Origin of the sequence: Microbacterium sp. MMO-113, assembly GCF_037148555.1 — a bacterium.
GTDB lineage: Bacteria > Actinomycetota > Actinomycetes > Actinomycetales > Microbacteriaceae > Microbacterium.
The window spans coordinates 721,803-739,342 of record NZ_JBBCTD010000002.1 but is presented as its reverse complement, the minus strand read 5'-3'; the positions used below and the strand labels follow the sequence as shown (position 1 = coordinate 739,342).

Here is a 17,540-nt window from a genome sequence, read left to right as displayed (position 1 = left end):
TCGGAGCCCACGCCGGATCGGATCGAGACGACCCGACGCGCGCGGGCGGAGGAGACGCCCCTCCGGGCGTCTCCTCCCCTTCCGTCACTTAGTGAACGTGTCCTTGACATCCTCGGCCGCGTTCCTGACGTCGCCCTTGGCCTGCTCGGCCTTGCCCTCGGCGACGAGCTTGTCGTTGTTGGTGACCTCGCCGACGACCTCCTTGGCCTTGCCTGCCACCTTCTCGGCTGCGGCCTTGATCTTGTCCTCCGCGCTCATGGCGCCTCCTTTCCTCACACGACCCCGACGGTCGGGGTCGACGTCCGTGCGGCCTTCCGCTCGTGCGGTGCCGTCGTCTGCGTGGCCGCGAGCGAGCGGCGCATCCGCTGCCGCGACCGGAAGAGCTCTCGCCACCCGCGGTCGGCGATGTGCACGACGAGCGGCATCCGCGTCCCCGTGACGGCGTCCCACTCCTGCACGACGGCGTCGGCGGCGGCGAGCACCTGCCCCAGGGCCGCGCCGGGGCGCGGCGTCACCACGAGACCGAGCGCGATGTCGCGACCGACCTTCCGGCTCGTCACCCGGGCGGCCAGCACGTCCGCTCGATCGGCGAGGGGGCTTGCGAGCAGCTGCTCTGCCACACTCCGGTCGACGGTGGTGGTGCCGCCCTCACCGGCGAGCCGGAGAAGGGTGCGCTCCCGCCGCGGCCTGCGGGTGAGCAGGAACGCGAGGAGGAGGACGACGAGCAGCACCGCGGCGGCGAGCCCCGCGAGCGCCCACAGCGGCACGAAGCCGGCGCCCGGGATCTCGAGACCCCAGGCCCCCGACCACGCCACGACACCGTCGGCCTGGGCGAGCACATCCTCGGCGGGGGCCGGAAGCGCCCCCGCGCCCCGCAGTCCCGCAGCGAGGAGGACGACGCCCCCGGCCAGGAGCATCGCGGCTCCTCCGACGAGGACGATCCGGTTCGCGACGGTCCCTGCCGACGTCATGCGATCACCCCTTCCGGTGCCACCTGCACTCGCGGCGAGAGCCGGAACCCGGCCTCGTCCAGAACGCGCCCCGCCGCGTCCTCCGCGGCAGCCGGATCCACCGGGACCCCGCTCGTGGGCGTGACCCGGATCAGCACCGTGCGTCGTCCCACGGTCACGCGCACCTGGCCGCGTGGCACGCCGAGCCGGCGTGCGACGCCGTCCGCGACGGCGTCGGCGAGCACGCCGTCGTCGATCACGAGCGCCGCCCGCGCGTCGAGACGCGTGCGGCGGGCACGACGACCGGGCAGCACCGCTGCTCCGAGCAGGAGCAGGGCGAGCGCGACGAGCACGGCGCCCGCCGTGAGCAGCGCCGGCGCCGTGTGCGCGATCGCGGCGACGGGTGCGAACCACGCCCGCACCTGCGTGCGGAACCCCTCGTCGAGGGACCAGCCGACTGTGCCGCCCAGGAGAACGAGGAGGAGCACCGTCAGCACCACGGCGAGCGCGATAGCCGGGCCCCGGCGGGTCGCCCTCGCCTCTCGACGCAGCAGCCGCCGCGCCGTCGCTGTGTTCGCCGTCATGTCACTCTCCTCTGCATCTCCCGTCGGACGCCACGGAAGCGCACATCCACCGCTCCCACGCGTCGCGCTGCCAGGTCGCGCATTCCCTGCACCACGGCGTCGCGGACGGCGTCCGCCCGTGCGCTCACGGGGTCGGTGCCCTGACGAGCCAGCACGACCGGAACCTCCACGGAAACCCTCAGGTCGCCGCGGCGGTCCGCGAGCTGCACGCTCACGTCTCCGGCGCCGACCCGCGTGGCATCCCGGACGATTCCGACCGCGAGCCGGTGCAGCGCCCGGGCCTCGACGACCGTGGCCCCCGCCACGGTCGTCGGCCCGCCCGTCTGCATGACGCTCATGAGGACGATCGCCGCCCGCGCACCACGTCGGCGAGCGCCCGCACGTCCAGGCGACCGTCGACGATGCGGCCGACGACGGCGCCGACGAGCATCGCGAGGGTGACGAGCAGGAACGCCCAGAACCCCCAGACGATCCAGGTCAGCGCGAGCACCGTCGCCGCAGCTCCGCCGATCACCGAGGCGTTCACTGGACTCGCGCCTCCGGTGCCTCGTCGTCGTCGTCGGACGGGATGTGCACGTCATTGACGGTCACGTTCACCTCGGCGACCTCCATGCCCACCAGCTCCACCATGGCCCGGTCGATCGCGGCCCGCACCTGGTCGGCCACCTTCTGCAGGGACACCGGGTACTCCGCCACGATCGTCACGTCGACGGCCACCTGCGTCTCGCCCACCTCGACGCTGATCCCCTGCGCGAGGTCGGTCGTGTTGAGGGCGTCGCGGATCGCGCCCATCATGCGTGCGGCGCCACCGCCGAGTGCGTAGACGCCGTCGACCTCCCGCGCCGCGATGCCGGCGATCTTCGCGACCACCGCATCCTCGATCGTGGTCTTCCCCGCCGCCCCCTGCGACGTCGGAACGACCTGAGCCTTGGGCTGGGTGCCCCCAGTCACGTTCGCCATCTCGAGCTCCTTCATCCGTGTGACCACGCGGTTCCCGCGCGGGCCGTGTTCTCACGACACCACTAAGACGGTCGGGGAGCACAGAATGTCACAAACTTCTCCGAACGAGTTTCGGTTCGCCTTTCGGCGGCGACTCTCAGTGCACTCTAAGGTTGAGAGTGCAAAGTTGCACTTTATGGAGAACAGTGCAGAATCCACCCGCGAACAGCGCAAGCGGCGGACCACGCGCGCCCTCACCGAGGCCGCGCGCCGCCTGACCACCGAGCGGGGCTTCGCCGGCTTCACGGTCGAGGAGCTGTGCGCCGACGCCGGCGTCTCCCGGCGCACGTTCTTCAACTACTTCGAGAGCAAGGAGAACGCCGTCTTCGGGTTCGCCGTCATCGACTCCCGCCAGGAGGAGCTCGAAGCGGTCTTCCTCGAGCGCGACGGCGATCTCCTGGACGACTTCGTGCAGCTCACCGTCGAGCGCTTCGCCCTCTTCGACCCCATCGAGCACGCCGCGGAACTGTTCGCCGTCATCGAACAGGAGCCGCGACTGCTGCGCGCGGCGTTCGAGCAGCAGGAGAAGCACGAGCGGCGCGACATCGCCCTCGTCGCCCGCCGCATCGACACGGGGCCCGACGCGGAGCTGCGCGCGGAGGTGCTCGTCCACTCCGTCGGCGCGCTCGTGCGCCTGTGCATGGAGCAGCTGCTGCACCACCACTCCACCGAACCGTTCGCCGACCTCATCGCCCGCCGGCTGCGCCTCGCGCGCGACCTCTACTCCTCTTCAGAGAAAGACCACTGATGTCCGCCACCGCCACCGCGGATGCGCCCTTCCTCCTCACGAAGCGCCGCATCTGGATCATCTTCAGCGCCCTGATCGCGGGCATGCTGCTCGCGAGCCTCGACCAGACCATCGTGTCGACGGCGATGCCCACCATCGTCGGCCAGCTCGGCGGTGTCGACCATCAGGTCTGGATCACCACCGCGTACCTGCTCGCCACCACCATCGTCATGCCCATCTACGGCAAGTTCGGCGACGTGCTGGGCAGGCGGTCGCTCTTCCTCGTCGCGATCGCCCTGTTCACGCTCGCATCAGTCGGCTGCGCGTTCGCGACGGACTTCTGGATGTTCGTCGTCTTCCGCGCCCTCCAGGGTCTCGGCGGCGGCGGACTCATGATCCTCTCGCAGGCGATCATCGCCGACATCGTGCCGGCCAACGAGCGCGGCAAGTACATGGGCCCGCTCGGTGCGGTGTTCGGCCTCTCCGCGGTCGCCGGACCGCTCCTCGGCGGCTTCTTCGTCGACCACATGACCTGGCAGTGGGCGTTCTACATCAACATCCCGGTCGGCATCGCCGCGTTCCTCATCGCCCTCGTGGCCCTGAAGCTCCCCAGCAAGAAGGCGGAGAAGCCGATCGACGTCCTCGGCGTGCTCTTCCTGTCCGCCGCCACGACCTGCCTCATCTTCTTCACCGACTTCGGCGGCGACGCCGCGTTCGGCTGGGATTCCCTCGCGACCTGGGCCTGGGGCGCCGGCCTCGTGGTGTCGGCGACGGCGTTCGTCATCACCGAGTCGCGCGTGCAGGACCCGATCATCCCGCTCAGCCTCTTCCGCAACCCGATCTTCGTCAACGCCACCGCCATCGGCCTCGTCCTCGGCATCGGCATGTTCGCGGCGATCGGCTTCGTCCCGACGTTCCTGCAGATGTCGTCCGGCACATCCGCCGCCGCGTCCGGGCTGCTGATGATCCCAATGATGGTGGGCCTGATGGGGACCTCGATCTTCTCCGGCATCGCGATCTCGAAGACCGGGAAGTACAAGATCTACCCGGTCCTCGGCACCATCATCACCGGCATCGCGATGGTCGCCATGACCACCCTGTCGGCGGAAACGCCGATCTGGCTGATCTGCGCGTTCCTGTTCGTCTTCGGCGCCGGGCTCGGCCTCATCATGCAGGTCGTCGTACTCGTCGTGCAGAACGCCGTCCCGGCGGGCGAGATCGGCACCGCCACGAGCACGAACAACTACTTCCGCGAGGTCGGTGCCTCGCTGGGGACCGCGGTGTTCGGCACGATCTTCACGACGCGGCTGACCGAGAACCTCCTCGGTGTGTTCGCCGGCGCCGGGGCATCCCCGGAGGCCGCGTCCGAGGCCGCATCCACGATCGACCCCGCCACGTTGAACAGCCTCCCGGACGAGGTGCGCGACGGCATCGTCACCGCCTACGCGGATGCCCTCGCCCCGGTGTTCTGGTACCTCGTGCCCTTCATCGCCCTCGCGCTCATCCTGTCGCTGTTCCTCAAGCAGATCCCGCTGTCGGATCAGGCCGGACTCGTGGCCCGCGGTGAGGCGATCAGCGGCGAGGAGGCGGAGCGTCTGGAGGCGGAGCTCCGCACGGCCGGGCGCGTCGATGCCGGACGCACGGACGCCGAGCCGGGAGAGACCGGCTCGGCGCCCACAGGCAGGTAGCCCGCGCTAGGGGAGGTCGGCGACGTCGATGTCGTCGTCGTCCTCCCCGCCGCCCGTCGCCGGAAGCTCGTCGGGTTCGGGGTCGTGATCGGTGGTGACGAAGTCGGGGTCGACGCCGATGGCCTCGATCTCCTCCTGGTCGTCCTGGCTGTTCGACGTGTCGGACATGGCGCCTCCTGACGTTGGGGATCCGGACGGCCAGTCTGGGCGGGCCGGCTACCGGGACCGAGGGGGTTGACAAGGCGGGTCGAGGCCCGGCGCCCGACCGGCGGCTACGGAACCGGCCGACCGAGGTCTCGTGCGGATGATCGTCGTCCGCGGTCGGCGCTACAGCGCGCGTCACGCCGCACGCCAGACGGCGTGGGTGCCGACCGCCGCGATCGCGAACACCAGCACGGCCACCCGGTGGGCATCGCCGACGGCCAGGGCCGCGTCGGAGGCACCGATGAGATCGTCGGCCACGCCGGCCACCGTCGTCCGGGATACGGCGGCATCGTCCATCTCGGCCACACCGTCCGCGAGCCATCCCCTGACGAGTCGAAGGGCGGTCGGCCCGAGTTCGACCCCGAGAGGGACAGCAGGACAGCTCAGCACGTCGGCGACGGTCACGCCGTGCCGCAGCAGCCCGCCGAGCGCCCCGGCGAGGGCGCCGGTCAGCAACGCGCGCCCGTAGCCTTCGGCGACCAGCACGTCCCAGGACTCCTGCGGCGCGAGCGTCTCGAGCCCGAGGCAATGACCGCGCCCGTCCGCGACGGCTTCCTCCAGGGCTCGGCGGGCGTCCCGGAACACGATGCTCGTACGGCGATCGGGTGCAGACACGGCAGACCTCGTCCCTCGATGCCCGCCATCTCGGAGCCGACTGTGGGGCCGACGCGTCACACACTCTAGGACGCTGCGCGCAGGGTGAGGACGGTATCCCGGCACGGAGGTCGGAGACGACGAACCGGGCATCCGAGCGGGCGCTGCGCGACCTCCTCAAACCGGGTCAGCGACGCCTCCGCTTCACGAGTGAGAGCGCAGTCGACGCCGCCAGATCCTCTCCCGCATGTGCGCTCTCGACGTCCGCGTGTCCGTGTGGCTCGTCAGGCAGCGGTCGCGCCGAGCGGCGATCGATCGCAGAGACGATCCGCCTGCGGGGAACGACAAAACCCCCGGAAGGTTCCGGGGGTTTCATTCTGTAGCAGGAGCGGGGCTTGAACCCGCGACCTCACGATTATGAGTCGTGCGCTCTCACCAACTGAGCTACCCTGCCGCACGGCATCCGCATCGCAGATGCGAACTCCGAGCCCCGAGTCAGGATTGAACTGACGACCCCTTCCTTACCATGGAAGTGCTCTGCCACTGAGCTATCGGGGCGTGCTGCCCCTCGCGGGGTAACCACACGAGAATACCATCCCTGTGGCGTCCTCATGAAATCGAGACGGTCACTCCTCCGAGGTGAGCGACGTGCGTCCGGCGTTCTTGTTGAGCCACGGCATCGGGTCGATGGTCGTCCCGTTGACGATGAGCTCGAAGTGCAGGTGCGCACCGTAGGAGCGGCCGGTGTTGCCGGTCTTGCCCACGATGTCGCCGACCTTGACGGTGTCGCCAGCCTTGACCTGCAGCGAGCCGTACTGCATGTGCGAGTAGTGGCTCGTGATGACCGACCCGTCGATGACGTGGTCGATGTACACCGTGACGCCGTAGGCGCCACCCTGCTCGGTCGCGATGCGGACGGTGCCGTCGGCGATGGCCTGGATGGGCGCACCGTTGCCGGGGACGAAGTCGATGCCCTCGTGCAGGCGCCCGCTGCGCATGCCGTAGCCGTAGCTCATGCCGACGCCCACGAGGAACGGCCACTGGATGGCGGCATCCGGGTCGTTCGTGAAGATGTCACCGGAGTAGTTGATGCCCTGCTCGGCGGCGACCTCGACGAGCGAGACCGTGCTGAAGTTGTCGGCGCGGGAGAGCGGCTCGTTCTGTACGCCGGACGGCGCGACGAAAGCCTGGATCTCATCCTCCGCCGAGCTTGCCGCGTCGGCGGCGGCTGCACTGACGAGGGACGTCGAGGCGAGCGATCCGCCCTGGGCGGCCGCGACGGCCTCCGCGGGCAGGGTCATGGATACGGCCAGGAGCCCGGCGAGTCCCATCGCGCCGACAGTGGCGCCCGCGGCGAGGGTCTTGCGGATGCGGCGCGTGCGGCGAGGGCCGACGGCCGCGAGGCCTGCGGTGTCGATCTTCGGCGCGGCCTGCGATGCGGTGTTCGCGGCGAAGGCCGAACGCCGGGACGTCGACGCGGTCGGGATGGAGCCGGTGGTGCGGAAGGCGCGGGAAGCCCGCTCGAACGCGTCCCCCTCGGCATCGGCCTCGGCGACGAAGGGCTCGGACGCCGGCGCGATGTCCTCGACCGGGACCGCGTCGTCGGACTTCTCGACGATCTCGGCGACGACGGGCACCGCGGGGACATCGGCGATGGCGGGCGCAGCCGCGGCGATGAAGGGCTCCGCGGGTGCGACCGGGATCGGGGGCACCTCGGCCTGGCGCTGACGCGCAGCGCGACGGGATAGTGGGATGACAGCAGCGAGGGCGATCACGGTCTCCGCGTCAGCGAGGGGTGCCGTCGACCCGCTCGCCGAGGCCTCGGAGGCCGCAGTGCGAGGGCGGCTGGACCGGCGCGTGGGCGCAGCGGCAGCCTGGGGGTTCTCGAAGGGCAAAACTAGTCTCTCGGTCGTTCGTGATGCTCGGGGGCGCAATGACAACTCTCACCTTCGGGTGGTGAAAGTAACGATCGGGTAAACACTACCCCGATCCTCCTGTGAAAGCCATGGATCGGTCAGGGTTTTTCCTCATCGAGGATATCCCGGAGTCGGTCGTGCAGGGTCACGCCACCCGCGATCAGGAAGGGCCGGGGCGATTCCCGGTCGATCCGGCTCACGCGCCCACCCGCTTCCTGGACGAGCAGGGCACCCGCCGCGTGATCCCACGGCTTGAGCCCGCGTTCGAAGTATCCGTCCAGTCGGCCCGCCGCCACGTAAGCCAGGTCTAGAGCCGCCGATCCCATGCGGCGGAGGTCGCGCGCGATCGGCATCACCCGACGGACCGTCGCGAGGTCGCCGTCGTGGGTCGCCGGGTCGTAGCCGAATCCGGTCGCCAGGAGTGCACCGGCGTCGGTCGCCTCGGTCACCGCGAGCCGGACGCCGTCCGACCAGGCACCGTGGCCGCGCGCCGCCGTGAAGGTCTCCCCCACAGCGGGCGCGTGCACGGCGGCCGCCAGCGCCTCCCAGGCGTCGGGCTCCGCAGGACCGCTGACGGCCGCGATGCTCACGTTGTACGCCGGGATGCCGTAGGCGTAGTTCACCGTGCCGTCGATGGGGTCGACCACCCACGTGATGCCGCTGTCGCCGGCGGCCGCCCCTGACTCCTCACCGAGGAAGCCGTCCGCCGGCCGCGCCGCGCGCAGTCGCTCGCGGATGAGCGCCTCCACCTCGCGGTCGGCCTCGGTCACGATGTCGGCGAGGGTCGACTTGGTCGCGGCGAGCCGGACGCCCTCACGGCGTCGGGCTCGGGCGAGCGCACCGGCCTCTTCGGCGATCTCGGCCGCGAGCGCGCGGAGCTCGAGAACGTCGGTCACGGCGCCGGGTGCGAGGGTGCGGGCGGCGGCGGCGGGAAGGCCGGGGGCTCGCCCTGGGTGGGCGACGCCGGCTGGGGCGGGGCCGGGTGGGCCGGTGCCGACGAGGGCGGAGTCGGCTGCGGTGGAGCAGGCTGGTCGGGCACGGGCGGCACGGGCCCCGGAGCGGGAGGAGCCGCGAAGTCGGGCAGGACCGGAGCCGCCGATGCGAGGGGCGGTGCCGCCACAGGGAACGCCGCGGCGGGCGCCTGGCCGAGCGCCTGCGGAGCCGCCGAGGGATACCCCGTGTAGAACGCATTCCAGTCCGGGCTCCCGTCCGGGAGGACCGGGAGGGGTGTGATCCCGTCGGCGTAGGTGGGCCAGGACGGCGCGGAGGCGACGGGCCGGGCGGCAGGGGCCTTCTTCGGCGCGAACAGGGCGTTCAGCAGCGGGATGAGCGTCGTCCCGACGGCGACGAGGATCGTGAGGGCGACGACGATGCGCCAGTACAGCTCGGTGTAGTCGAAGGTGTTGGGGAACGCGAGGAAGAAGACCAGCAGGGCGACGAGGGCGCCGAGGAAGACGATCGTCACGATGTGGATCACCTTCGTGAAGGTCGTGACATGGCGCTGCGCGGCACGGGTGAACAGCCGCACGTGGAGCAGTGCGAGCTGCAGGATCCCGATCACGAGCAGCAGCTGGAAGAAGCGCTCGGCGCCGAAGTAGAGGCCGTCTTCCGGAAGCCAGATCTTCACGAGGCCGACGAGGAGCGCGATGACCCAGGTGACCATGCTCGCGAGCTGGAGCCAGTCCGGCCGGTTCGGCGCGAGGCCCGCCTCGAGGATGGCGATCCCGGCGAAGGCGGCGAGCAGGAGGATCGTGAGGAAGGCGCGGCCGATGAGGCCGTTCTGATCTCCGACCAGCACCCACACGACGCAGACCAGGGCCGCGGCGATGAGAGCGCCGATGGCGACCCACAGCGAGCCCCTGATGAGCAGCGACATGTTCTTCTTGTCACCCTGCGGCTGCAGCCGGGCGGTGTCCGGATGGGACATGGGGATCCTCTCGTCGAGCGGCGATGCCTTCATCCTGCCACGCGCGGGGTCGCTTGTTCCGGCTTCCCGCAGGTCGGCCGGAAGATCGTGAGCCGCCGCGACTGGGGAGGAGGAGTCAGCCAGCCTTCTTCGCGGAGGCCGCCGCGAACGCCGCGACCCGCGCCTGTGCATCCGGGGTCTCCAGGGCGGCGCCGATGGACCGGGCCTCCTCGCTCAGCTGCTCGGCGAACGTGCGCTCCGGCTGCGACCGCACCAGACGCTTGGCCTGCCCGTACGCGTCAGCGGCCCCGGCGATCCAGAACCGCGCCACCTCCTCGGCCCGCGCGCGGACCCGGTCGGCTTCCGTCCTGCCGTCCTCGCCCTCCACGACCTCTGCCACCAGGCCCCAGTCGAGGGCCTCCGCGGCGGTGAGCAGTCGATCCTGCAGCACGAGCTGGAGGGCGCGGCGCTGTCCGACGGCCCGCGCGAGCTGGGCCGACACGGAGAGGTCGGGCGTGAGGCCGATGTTCGCGTACAGGCTCCCGAGCTGCGACCGGGAGCCCACCACCGCGTAGTCCGTGGCGAGCAGGATGCCGAGTCCGCCGCCGGCCGTCGTCCCGTGCGCGGCGGCGACCACCGGCACGCTCGACTCCGTGAGCGCGCGGATCCCGGTGTTGATGACCTCCGCCAGCGCGGTGATCTCCGCCCCGGACGACCCCATGGTCGTCGCCATGTCGATCACGTCACCACCCGCGCAGAACGCCGGTCCCGCCGCGTCGATGAGGATGGCCTGCACGTCGTCGCGCGACGTCGCCTCGACCGTCGCGTCCCGCCAGGCATAAGCCAGATCGGCGTTGAAGGCGTTGAGGCGGGTCGGACGGTTGAGCGTCAGCCGCGCCATCCCCTCGTCGACGGCGAACAGGATGGCATCACTCATGGCTTCTCCTTCGAGCACAGGCGGATGCCTCCAGGCTAGTCGCGCTCAGGAGCCGTCCCAGACGCGAGCGACGAACCGCTCCATCCGTCGCCGGGTGCCGTCGAGTCGGTAGTCGACCTGTCCCGCCGCGCGGATCTCGTTCGGGGCGAGCGGATGCGCCAGGCGCACGTTCTCGTGGCAGGACAGATCGGCGCAGATGTAGGTGCCGACCGAGTCGCCGCGCTCCCCCGCCTCTCCCGTGCGTCGCGCCGCGAACAGCGCCACCTGGTTGCCCGGCTGCATCGTGTGGCAGATGTTGCACATGCCGGAGCGCCCACGCCCTGGTTCCGAAGCCCGCAGCACGACGCCGACCACGCGCCCCTCATGCGGGATGAGGATGTAGCCGCGCTTTCCGGCACTCGGGTCGCGCCAGGCGAAGAAGTCGAGGTAATCCCAGTCCACGAGGAGGAAGTCGTGCGGCATCTCCATGACGCGCAGCTCGTCGGCGTCCGCGTTCACGAACGAGGCCCGGACGTCGGCTTCGGTGAGAGGTCGCATCGCTCCAGTCTAGGAACTCGGCGCGGAGGTGAGGCCGGTCGCGCTCTGCGGCCGCCTGAGACCCGCGCGCGGGCTGAACTCGTCGATGCCTGCTGCGGACGGAACTAGTGGCATGCTCATGGATGGAGGTGCACGATGACGGCAGCCTGGGTGGTTCGGACCGGACGGTACGGAGAGCGCGATGCATGGGCGCTCAGCGAGAACGTCGCAGGCGGCGGCTGGGCCGAGGTCCCAGACCTCACCCCATGCAGTACCCGTGCGGACATTCAGGCACTCGTCACCGCAACGTTCCCTGAGGACTCCCTCGGACGGCGCGCGAACTACACCGGTCAGTTGTGGGCACTACGAGGCCGCATTCAACCCGGCGATGTCATGGCCCTGCCGATGAAGACCACCGGTGAGGTTGCCATCGGCTGTGTGACCGGTGGCTACGAGTACCTCGCTGACGAGGCAGACCCATCCAAGCGGCACATCATCCGGGTCGATTGGGCCGTGACCGACCTCCCGAGATCATCCATCAAGCAGGACCTCCTCTACACGTTGGGCAGCGCGCTGACGGTGTTCGCCCCGAGCCGTGGCCATGCTGTCGCTCGGCTCGAGACGCTGATGAGGACCCGCACAGATCCGGGCCAGTTGCCCTATAAACCCGCACCAAGCCTCAATGCCCCCTCTGCCCAGGGCGAAGACGACGTCGACGAGCCGGAGGCGCTACCGGACATCGCCGAACAAGCGCGCGACCAGATCCTCACCCGGATCTCAGAAACCTTCAAAGGCCACCAGCTCACCGTGCTCGTACAGGCAGTGCTTGAAGCGGAAGGATTCGTCTGCGAGGCATCGACGGGCGGAGCCGATGGAGGTGTAGACATCGTCGCGGGGCGCGGACTGCTCGGCATGGACTCCCCCAAGCTCATCGCTCAGGTGAAGTCAGGCGGCCAGGTCTCCGACCCTGTAGTGAGAGACCTGCTCGGCACCATGCAGCACGTGGGCGCCGAGCAGGGCCTGCTGGTCGCGTGGGACGGTGTGTCATCCTCGGCCCGGCATTCCTTGCAGCGGGAACGATTCCGCGTTCGGCTGTGGACGTCCTCAGACGTCGTCGATGCCGTACTCCGGGTCTACGAGAACCTCCCGGAGGCGATACGCGCCGATCTTCCGCTTAGACGAGTCTGGCTCCTCGCCGCCGAGTAGCCGCGGTACCGGCAGCAGCACGCGGGCGGGCCCGCGCCGTCCGTCGCGCCGTCCGCCGACCCTTCGAGCGGCGCGGTCCGTCGCAGAGAGCGTTCGTGACGAAGAAGGCCCAGTCACCGAGTTTCCTCGGATTCCGGGCCTTCCCATACTGGTGGCGAGTGAGGGATTCGAACCCCCGAAGTCGAAGACGGCTGATTTACAGTCAGATCCCTTTGGCCACTTGGGTAACTCGCCAGAGCGCACCCGTCCGACTTGAACAGCCAACCGGGGGCACGAAGAACAATCATACCTGCCGGAAGCGGGCGCGAGAAATCGAGGCATCAGCTCCCGTACAGGCCGCGGTCGGCGGCGGCCAGCGACTCCGGCGTGCGCAGCAGCCCGCCCTCTGCACGGCAGGTCGCGGCAGCGACATCCATCGCGCGCTCGAGCAGGGCGGACCAGCCCTCGGCCGCCTTCGGGGAGCCTTCCACCAGGCCGGCAGCGACGGCGGCGAGCGTCGCATCCCCGGCCCCCACGGTGTCGACCACGCGACCCGGCAGCGCCGAGATCGGGGCCGAGACCGACCCGGCGTCCGACTCGAGCACGGCACCGTCCGCTCCGGCCGTCGCGAGCACCGCCGCGACGCCAAGGCCCCGGAGTCGCGCGCGCAGGGCGTCGAGGTCGCCGTCATACAGCACCGCGGCGTCGTCGGCGCCGACCTTCACCAGGTCCGCCCTGGCGGCCAACCGCTCGAAGCCGCGGACGAACTCCTCGCGGTCGGACAGCATGCCGGTGCGCGGGTTCGGGTCGATCGCCAGCCGCGCGCCCTCGACTGCGGCGGCGAGGGCGTCGACCTCCTCGGGGACGTCGAAGGGGAAGCAGCTCACGGCCACGATGTCCGCGTCGCCGATAGCGGCCCTCGCCTCGTCCGCGTACCGGATGGTCCGCTCCTGGGCCGCGCGGTTGAAGACGTAGCTCGGCTCGCCGTTCGCGGCCCGGGTCACGACCGCCCGCGACGACCCGTGCGGGGCCGCGCTCGCGATCAGCCGCACGCCGTGATCGGCCAGGTACTCGCGGATGTGCGCGCCGGCGACGTCCTCCCCCACCATCGCGATGAGGGTCGTCGGGATTCCGAGCCGGCGCAGCCCGACCGCCACGTTCAGCGCTGCCCCGCCGACGAACTCGCGGACGCCGCTGTCATCCCGGATCTCGTCGATCAAGGCGTCTCCGATGACGACGGCCGCGCCGCCGGGGGAAGTCTCAGTGCTCACTCGCCGACCCTACCGCGCTCGCCCCGGTCACAGCTTCGGAGATGACGCCCGACACCCCGATGGATGAGCCCCACCGGCGGCGCGCCGCGCCGGATCTCCGACGCTGTGCACACCCCGACCGCGCCGAGAGACGACGAAGGCCCCGGGGAGAACCCCGGGGCCTTCGTTCACTCACTCACACCTCAGTTGTAGGTACCGGGGGTGATGTCGTCCGTCGAGAACGCGTCGAAGTCGACGTAGCCGAAGTCGCCGTCCGCGTACGCGCCGTCGGATGCGAAGATCCGGTTCGGGTAGCGCTCGCTCTTGGCTTCCTCGGTGGCCTCGACCGTGACGTCGCGGTACTTCGAGAGACCGGTTCCGGCGGGGATGAGCTTTCCGATGATGACGTTCTCCTTGAGACCGACCAGCGGGTCGCGCTTGCCCTCCATGGCGGCCTGCGTGAGCACGCGGGTCGTCTCCTGGAAGGACGCAGCGGACAGCCACGACTCCGTCGCGAGCGACGCCTTCGTGATACCCATCAGCTCCGGGCGACCGGACGCGGGACGCTTGCCCTCGGCCACGGCCTCGCGGTTGATCTGCTGGTAGCGCTTCAGGTCGACCATCTCACCCGGCAGCAGGGTCGTGTCGGCGTGGTCGACGACGGTGACCTTGCGGAGCATCTGGCGGACGATGACCTCGATGTGCTTGTCGTGGATCGGCACACCCTGCGAGCGGTAGACGCCCTGGACGCCGCCGACGAGGTACTTCTGCACCTCGCGGGCACCCATGACGCGCATGACCTCCTTGGGGTCGAGCGTGCCGACCTGCAGGGGCTGACCGACCGAGACGTGCTGGCCGTCCTCGACGAGGAGCGTCGCACGCTTCAGCACCGGGTAGACGACGGGCTCGTCGCCGTTGTCGGGCGTGAGGATGACCTTCTTGGCCTTCTCGGTCTCGTCGATCGTGATGCGGCCGTCGGCCTCTGCGATCGGCGATGCACCCTTGGGGGTACGCGCCTCGAACAGCTCCTGCACGCGGGGCAGACCCTGCGTGATGTCATCCGCCGACGCCGAACCACCGGTGTGGAAGGTACGCATCGTCAGCTGGGTACCGGGCTCACCGATCGACTGGGCCGCGATGATGCCGACGGCCTCGCCGATGTCGACGGTCTTGCCGGTCGCGAGCGAACGGCCGTAGCACTGCGCGCACACGCCGACGGCGGAGTCGCAGGTCAGGACCGAGCGGACCTTGATGGTCTCGACGCCCGCGGCGACCAGCTTGTCGATGAGCACGTCGCCCACGTCGTCGCCGGCAGCGGCCAGGACCTCGCCCGCGGCGTTCACCACGTCGGAGGCCAGCGTGCGGGCGAACACCGAGTTCTCGACGTTCGCGTCGCGCACCAGCTCACCCTGCGAGTTCGGAGCGGCGATCGGGAGCTCGAGGCCCTTCGACGTGCCGCAGTCCTCTTCGCGGATGATGACGTCCTGCGAGACGTCCACCAGACGACGGGTCAGGTAACCCGAGTCGGCGGTACGCAGAGCGGTGTCGGCCAGACCCTTACGGGTACCGTGCGTCGCGATGAAGTACTCCGCCACCGACAGACCCTCGCGGTACGAGGAGATGATCGGACGCGGGATGATCTCACCCTTGGGGTTGTTCACCAGACCACGCATACCGGCGATGTTCCGGATCTGCAGCCAGTTACCACGAGCGCCAGAGGACACCATGCGGTTGATGGTGTTGTCCTCCGGGAAGTGCGCCTTCATCGCGGCCTGCACCTCGTCGGTCGCCTCGGTCCAGATCTTGATGAGCTCCTGACGACGCTCGGCGTCGGTCGTGAGGCCCTTCTCGTACTGGGACTGGACCTTCGCGGCCTGCTTCTCGTAACCCGCGACGATCTCCGCCTTGTTCGGCGGGGTGAGGATGTCGCTCAGCGCGACGGTCACACCCGAACGGGTCGCCCAGTAGAAACCGGCATCCTTGATGCGGTCCAGCGTGGCGGCCGTCTCGACCTTGGGGTACTCCTCGGCCAGCTTGTTGACGATCTGCGACAGCTTGCCCTTGTCGGCCTGCTCGCGGACGAACGGGTAGCCCTTCGGCAGCGCGTCGTTGAAGATCGCCTGACCGAGCGAAGCGTCGACCAGACCGTGCTTCTCGTAGCCCTCGGGAGCCTCGCCCTCGAGGAAGGCGAGACCCGGGATGCGGATGCGGACCTTCGCCTGCAGGTCGAGCGTGCCCTCGTCGTACGCGAGCTGTGCCTCGCCGACGGAGCCGAAGGCACGACCCTCGCCCTTGGCGCCGGCCTTGACCGTCGTCAGGTGGTGCAGACCGATGATCATGTCCTGCGAGGGCAGGGTCACCGGACGGCCGTCCGACGGCTTCAGGATGTTGTTCGACGCGAGCATGAGCACGCGGGCCTCGGCCTGAGCCTCGACCGACAGCGGCAGGTGGACAGCCATCTGGTCACCGTCGAAGTCGGCGTTGAACGCCGCGCAGACGAGCGGGTGCAGCTGGATGGCCTTGCCCTCGACGAGCTGCGGCTCGAACGCCTGGATGCCGAGACGGTGCAGGGTGGGTGCACGGTTCAGCAGCACCGGACGCTCGCGGATGATCTCCTCGAGCACGTCCCAGACCTCGGGACGGGTGCGCTCGACGGCACGCTTGGCAGCCTTGATGTTCTGCGAGTGACCGAGGTCGATCAGGCGCTTGATGACGAACGGCTTGAAGAGCTCGAGCGCCATCTGCTTGGGCAGACCGCACTGGTGCAGCTTGAGCTGCGGGCCGACGACGATGACCGAACGGCCCGAGTAGTCGACACGCTTGCCGAGCAGGTTCTGGCGGAAGCGACCCTGCTTTCCCTTGAGCATGTCGCTCAGGGACTTCAGGGCACGGTTGCCGGTACCCGTGACGGGGCGACCGCGACGGCCGTTGTCGAACAGTGCGTCGACGGCCTCCTGCAGCATCCGCTTCTCGTTGTTGACGATGATCTCGGGGGCACCGAGGTCGATCAGGCGACGGAGACGGTTGTTGCGGTTGATCACGCGGCGGTACAGGTCGTTCAGGTCGGAGGTCGCGAAGCGGCCACCGTCGAGCTGCACCATCGGACGCAGCTCCGGCGGGATCACCGGGACGACGTCGAGCACCATCGCGGCCGGGCTCATGCCGGTCTCGAGGAACGAGTTGACGACCTTGAGGCGCTTGATCGCACGGATCTTGCGCTGGCCCTTGCCCTCCGAGATCTGCAGGTGCAGGCTCTCGGCCTCGGCGGCCAGGTCGAACGCGGCCAGGCGACGCTGGATCGCCTCGGCACCCATGTAGGCCTCGAAGTACTGACCGAAGCGGTCCTGCAGCTCGTGGAAGACGTCGTCCTCCGGGCGCAGGGCACCGACCTCGAGCGTGCGGAAGTCCTCCCACACGCGCTCCAGCTTCAGGATCGCCTCGTCGGCACCCTTGCGGATGAGCGACATCTCCTTCTCGGCGGCGTCCTTGACCTTCTTCTTGGCGTCGGCCTTGGCACCCTCGGCCTCGAGGGTCGCGAGCTCCTCCTCCAGCTTCGCCAGGCGCTCCGCGATCTTGGAGTCGCGGCGGTCGCCGAGCGTCTTCAGCTCGAGACGGATGTTGTTCTCCTGGGTGCCCAGGTCGCGGTGGCGAGCGTCCTCGTCGACCGAGATGACCATGTACGCGGCGAAGTAGATGACCTTCTCGAGGTCCTTCGGCGCCATGTCCAGCAGGTAGCCGAGGCGCGAGGGCACGCCCTTGAAGTACCAGATGTGGGTGACGGGAGCGGCGAGCTCGATGTGACCCATGCGCTCACGACGGACGGAGCTCTTGGTGACCTCCACGCCGCAGCGCTCGCAGACGATGCCCTTGAAGCGGACGCGCTTGTACTTGCCGCAGGCGCACTCCCAGTCGCGGGACGGGCCGAAGATCTGCTCTCCGAAGAGACCGTCCTTCTCCGGCTTGAGGGTGCGGTAGTTGATGGTTTCGGGCTTCTTGACCTCGCCGTAGGACCACGCGCGGATGTGGTCTGCGGTCGCCAGGCCGATGCGAAGCTCATCGAAGGTTGTGGACTCGAGCACTAGTT

Annotated in this window: 18 protein-coding genes and 3 tRNA genes; 3 read left to right on the top strand and 18 right to left on the bottom strand. The window is 69.6% G+C overall.

Annotated features, from left to right (window positions below; genetic code table 11):
- Positions 1 to 84: 84 nt before the first annotated feature.
- Genes WFJ36_RS10365 through WFJ36_RS10340 form a run of 6 tightly spaced genes read right to left on the bottom strand, consistent with a single transcriptional unit; the run spans position 85 to position 2,494 of the window.
- Positions 85 to 258 carry a CsbD family protein gene (locus WFJ36_RS10365; RefSeq protein ID WP_025104394.1) on the bottom strand — a complete coding sequence of 58 codons (174 nt, stop codon included), beginning with the start codon at positions 256 to 258 and terminating at the stop codon, positions 85 to 87.
- A 14-nt stretch (positions 259 to 272) separates the two neighbouring features.
- A complete protein-coding gene (locus WFJ36_RS10360; protein WP_071327528.1) occupies positions 273 to 971 on the bottom strand; it encodes a hypothetical protein in 699 nt (232 codons plus the stop codon).
- On the bottom strand, positions 968 to 1,534 hold the full coding sequence (locus WFJ36_RS10355) for a hypothetical protein (RefSeq protein WP_336643243.1): 567 nt from the start codon (positions 1,532 to 1,534) through the stop codon (positions 968 to 970). The genes WFJ36_RS10360 and WFJ36_RS10355 overlap by 4 nt, the downstream gene beginning before the upstream one ends.
- Positions 1,531 to 1,872, bottom strand: a complete 342-nt coding sequence (locus WFJ36_RS10350) for a hypothetical protein (RefSeq protein WP_336643242.1) — start codon at positions 1,870 to 1,872, stop codon at positions 1,531 to 1,533. Before WFJ36_RS10350 ends, WFJ36_RS10355 begins: the two co-directional genes overlap by 4 nt.
- Positions 1,869 to 2,060 carry a DUF2273 domain-containing protein gene (locus WFJ36_RS10345; protein WP_025104398.1) on the bottom strand — a complete coding sequence of 64 codons (192 nt, stop codon included), beginning with the start codon at positions 2,058 to 2,060 and terminating at the stop codon, positions 1,869 to 1,871. Before WFJ36_RS10345 ends, WFJ36_RS10350 begins: the two co-directional genes overlap by 4 nt.
- Positions 2,057 to 2,494, bottom strand: a complete 438-nt coding sequence (locus WFJ36_RS10340; RefSeq protein ID WP_336643241.1) for an Asp23/Gls24 family envelope stress response protein — start codon at positions 2,492 to 2,494, stop codon at positions 2,057 to 2,059. Before WFJ36_RS10340 ends, WFJ36_RS10345 begins: the two co-directional genes overlap by 4 nt.
- A 175-nt stretch (positions 2,495 to 2,669) precedes the next feature.
- Here WFJ36_RS10340 and WFJ36_RS10335 point away from each other — a divergent pair, with 175 nt between their 5' ends.
- Both WFJ36_RS10335 and WFJ36_RS10330 read left to right on the top strand, forming a co-directional pair.
- Complete coding sequence (locus WFJ36_RS10335) at positions 2,670 to 3,281, top strand: TetR family transcriptional regulator (RefSeq protein WP_292787283.1); 612 nt, start codon at positions 2,670 to 2,672, stop codon at positions 3,279 to 3,281.
- Positions 3,281 to 4,948 (top strand): MDR family MFS transporter, encoded by a 1,668-nt coding sequence (locus tag WFJ36_RS10330; RefSeq protein WP_292787286.1) that lies wholly within the window; start codon positions 3,281 to 3,283, stop codon positions 4,946 to 4,948. The genes WFJ36_RS10335 and WFJ36_RS10330 overlap by 1 nt, the downstream gene beginning before the upstream one ends.
- Before the next feature lie 6 nt (positions 4,949 to 4,954).
- Here WFJ36_RS10330 and WFJ36_RS10325 read toward each other — a convergent pair whose 3' ends face one another.
- The 9 genes from WFJ36_RS10325 to WFJ36_RS10285 form a co-directional block, all read right to left on the bottom strand.
- The gene (locus WFJ36_RS10325) at positions 4,955 to 5,116 is read right to left on the bottom strand and encodes a hypothetical protein (protein ID WP_177173776.1); all 162 of its coding nucleotides are present in this window, start codon (positions 5,114 to 5,116) and stop codon (positions 4,955 to 4,957) included.
- Between the two features lie 171 nt (positions 5,117 to 5,287).
- Positions 5,288 to 5,767, bottom strand: a complete 480-nt coding sequence (locus tag WFJ36_RS10320; RefSeq protein WP_143049217.1) for a hypothetical protein — start codon at positions 5,765 to 5,767, stop codon at positions 5,288 to 5,290.
- Positions 5,768 to 6,126: 359 nt separating this feature from the next.
- Positions 6,127 to 6,200 (bottom strand) — tRNA-Met (locus tag WFJ36_RS10315).
- Between the two features lie 32 nt (positions 6,201 to 6,232).
- Positions 6,233 to 6,304: transfer RNA gene (locus tag WFJ36_RS10310), tRNA-Thr, on the bottom strand.
- Between the two features lie 68 nt (positions 6,305 to 6,372).
- Positions 6,373 to 7,521 carry a M23 family metallopeptidase gene (locus WFJ36_RS10305; RefSeq protein ID WP_256209339.1) on the bottom strand — a complete coding sequence of 383 codons (1,149 nt, stop codon included), beginning with the start codon at positions 7,519 to 7,521 and terminating at the stop codon, positions 6,373 to 6,375.
- A 239-nt stretch (positions 7,522 to 7,760) separates the two neighbouring features.
- Positions 7,761 to 8,558: an inositol monophosphatase family protein gene (locus tag WFJ36_RS10300; RefSeq protein WP_071327542.1), complete on the bottom strand. Its 798-nt coding sequence runs from the start codon at positions 8,556 to 8,558 to the stop codon at positions 7,761 to 7,763.
- Positions 8,555 to 9,589, bottom strand: a complete 1,035-nt coding sequence (locus WFJ36_RS10295; protein WP_336643240.1) for a hypothetical protein — start codon at positions 9,587 to 9,589, stop codon at positions 8,555 to 8,557. The genes WFJ36_RS10300 and WFJ36_RS10295 overlap by 4 nt, the downstream gene beginning before the upstream one ends.
- Before the next feature lie 115 nt (positions 9,590 to 9,704).
- Positions 9,705 to 10,505: an enoyl-CoA hydratase/isomerase family protein gene (locus WFJ36_RS10290; protein WP_336643239.1), complete on the bottom strand. Its 801-nt coding sequence runs from the start codon at positions 10,503 to 10,505 to the stop codon at positions 9,705 to 9,707.
- 45 nt (positions 10,506 to 10,550) lie between these two features.
- Positions 10,551 to 11,042 carry an FBP domain-containing protein gene (locus WFJ36_RS10285; RefSeq protein ID WP_336643238.1) on the bottom strand — a complete coding sequence of 164 codons (492 nt, stop codon included), beginning with the start codon at positions 11,040 to 11,042 and terminating at the stop codon, positions 10,551 to 10,553.
- A gap of 135 nt (positions 11,043 to 11,177) precedes the next feature.
- On the opposite strand from WFJ36_RS10285, the gene WFJ36_RS10280 reads away from it, so the two are divergent.
- Positions 11,178 to 12,227, top strand: a complete 1,050-nt coding sequence (locus WFJ36_RS10280; RefSeq protein ID WP_071327546.1) for a restriction endonuclease — start codon at positions 11,178 to 11,180, stop codon at positions 12,225 to 12,227.
- 149 nt (positions 12,228 to 12,376) lie between these two features.
- Here the strand turns inward: WFJ36_RS10280 and WFJ36_RS10275 are convergent.
- From WFJ36_RS10275 to rpoC, 3 genes are all read right to left on the bottom strand, one after another.
- Positions 12,377 to 12,461, bottom strand: a tRNA-Tyr gene (locus WFJ36_RS10275).
- An 86-nt stretch (positions 12,462 to 12,547) separates the two neighbouring features.
- Positions 12,548 to 13,477: a PfkB family carbohydrate kinase gene (locus WFJ36_RS10270; protein ID WP_071327547.1), complete on the bottom strand. Its 930-nt coding sequence runs from the start codon at positions 13,475 to 13,477 to the stop codon at positions 12,548 to 12,550.
- Positions 13,478 to 13,659: 182 nt separating this feature from the next.
- Complete coding sequence (rpoC, locus tag WFJ36_RS10265) at positions 13,660 to 17,535, bottom strand: DNA-directed RNA polymerase subunit beta' (protein WP_071327548.1); 3,876 nt, start codon at positions 17,533 to 17,535, stop codon at positions 13,660 to 13,662.
- Between the last annotated feature and the right edge of the window lie 5 nt (positions 17,536 to 17,540).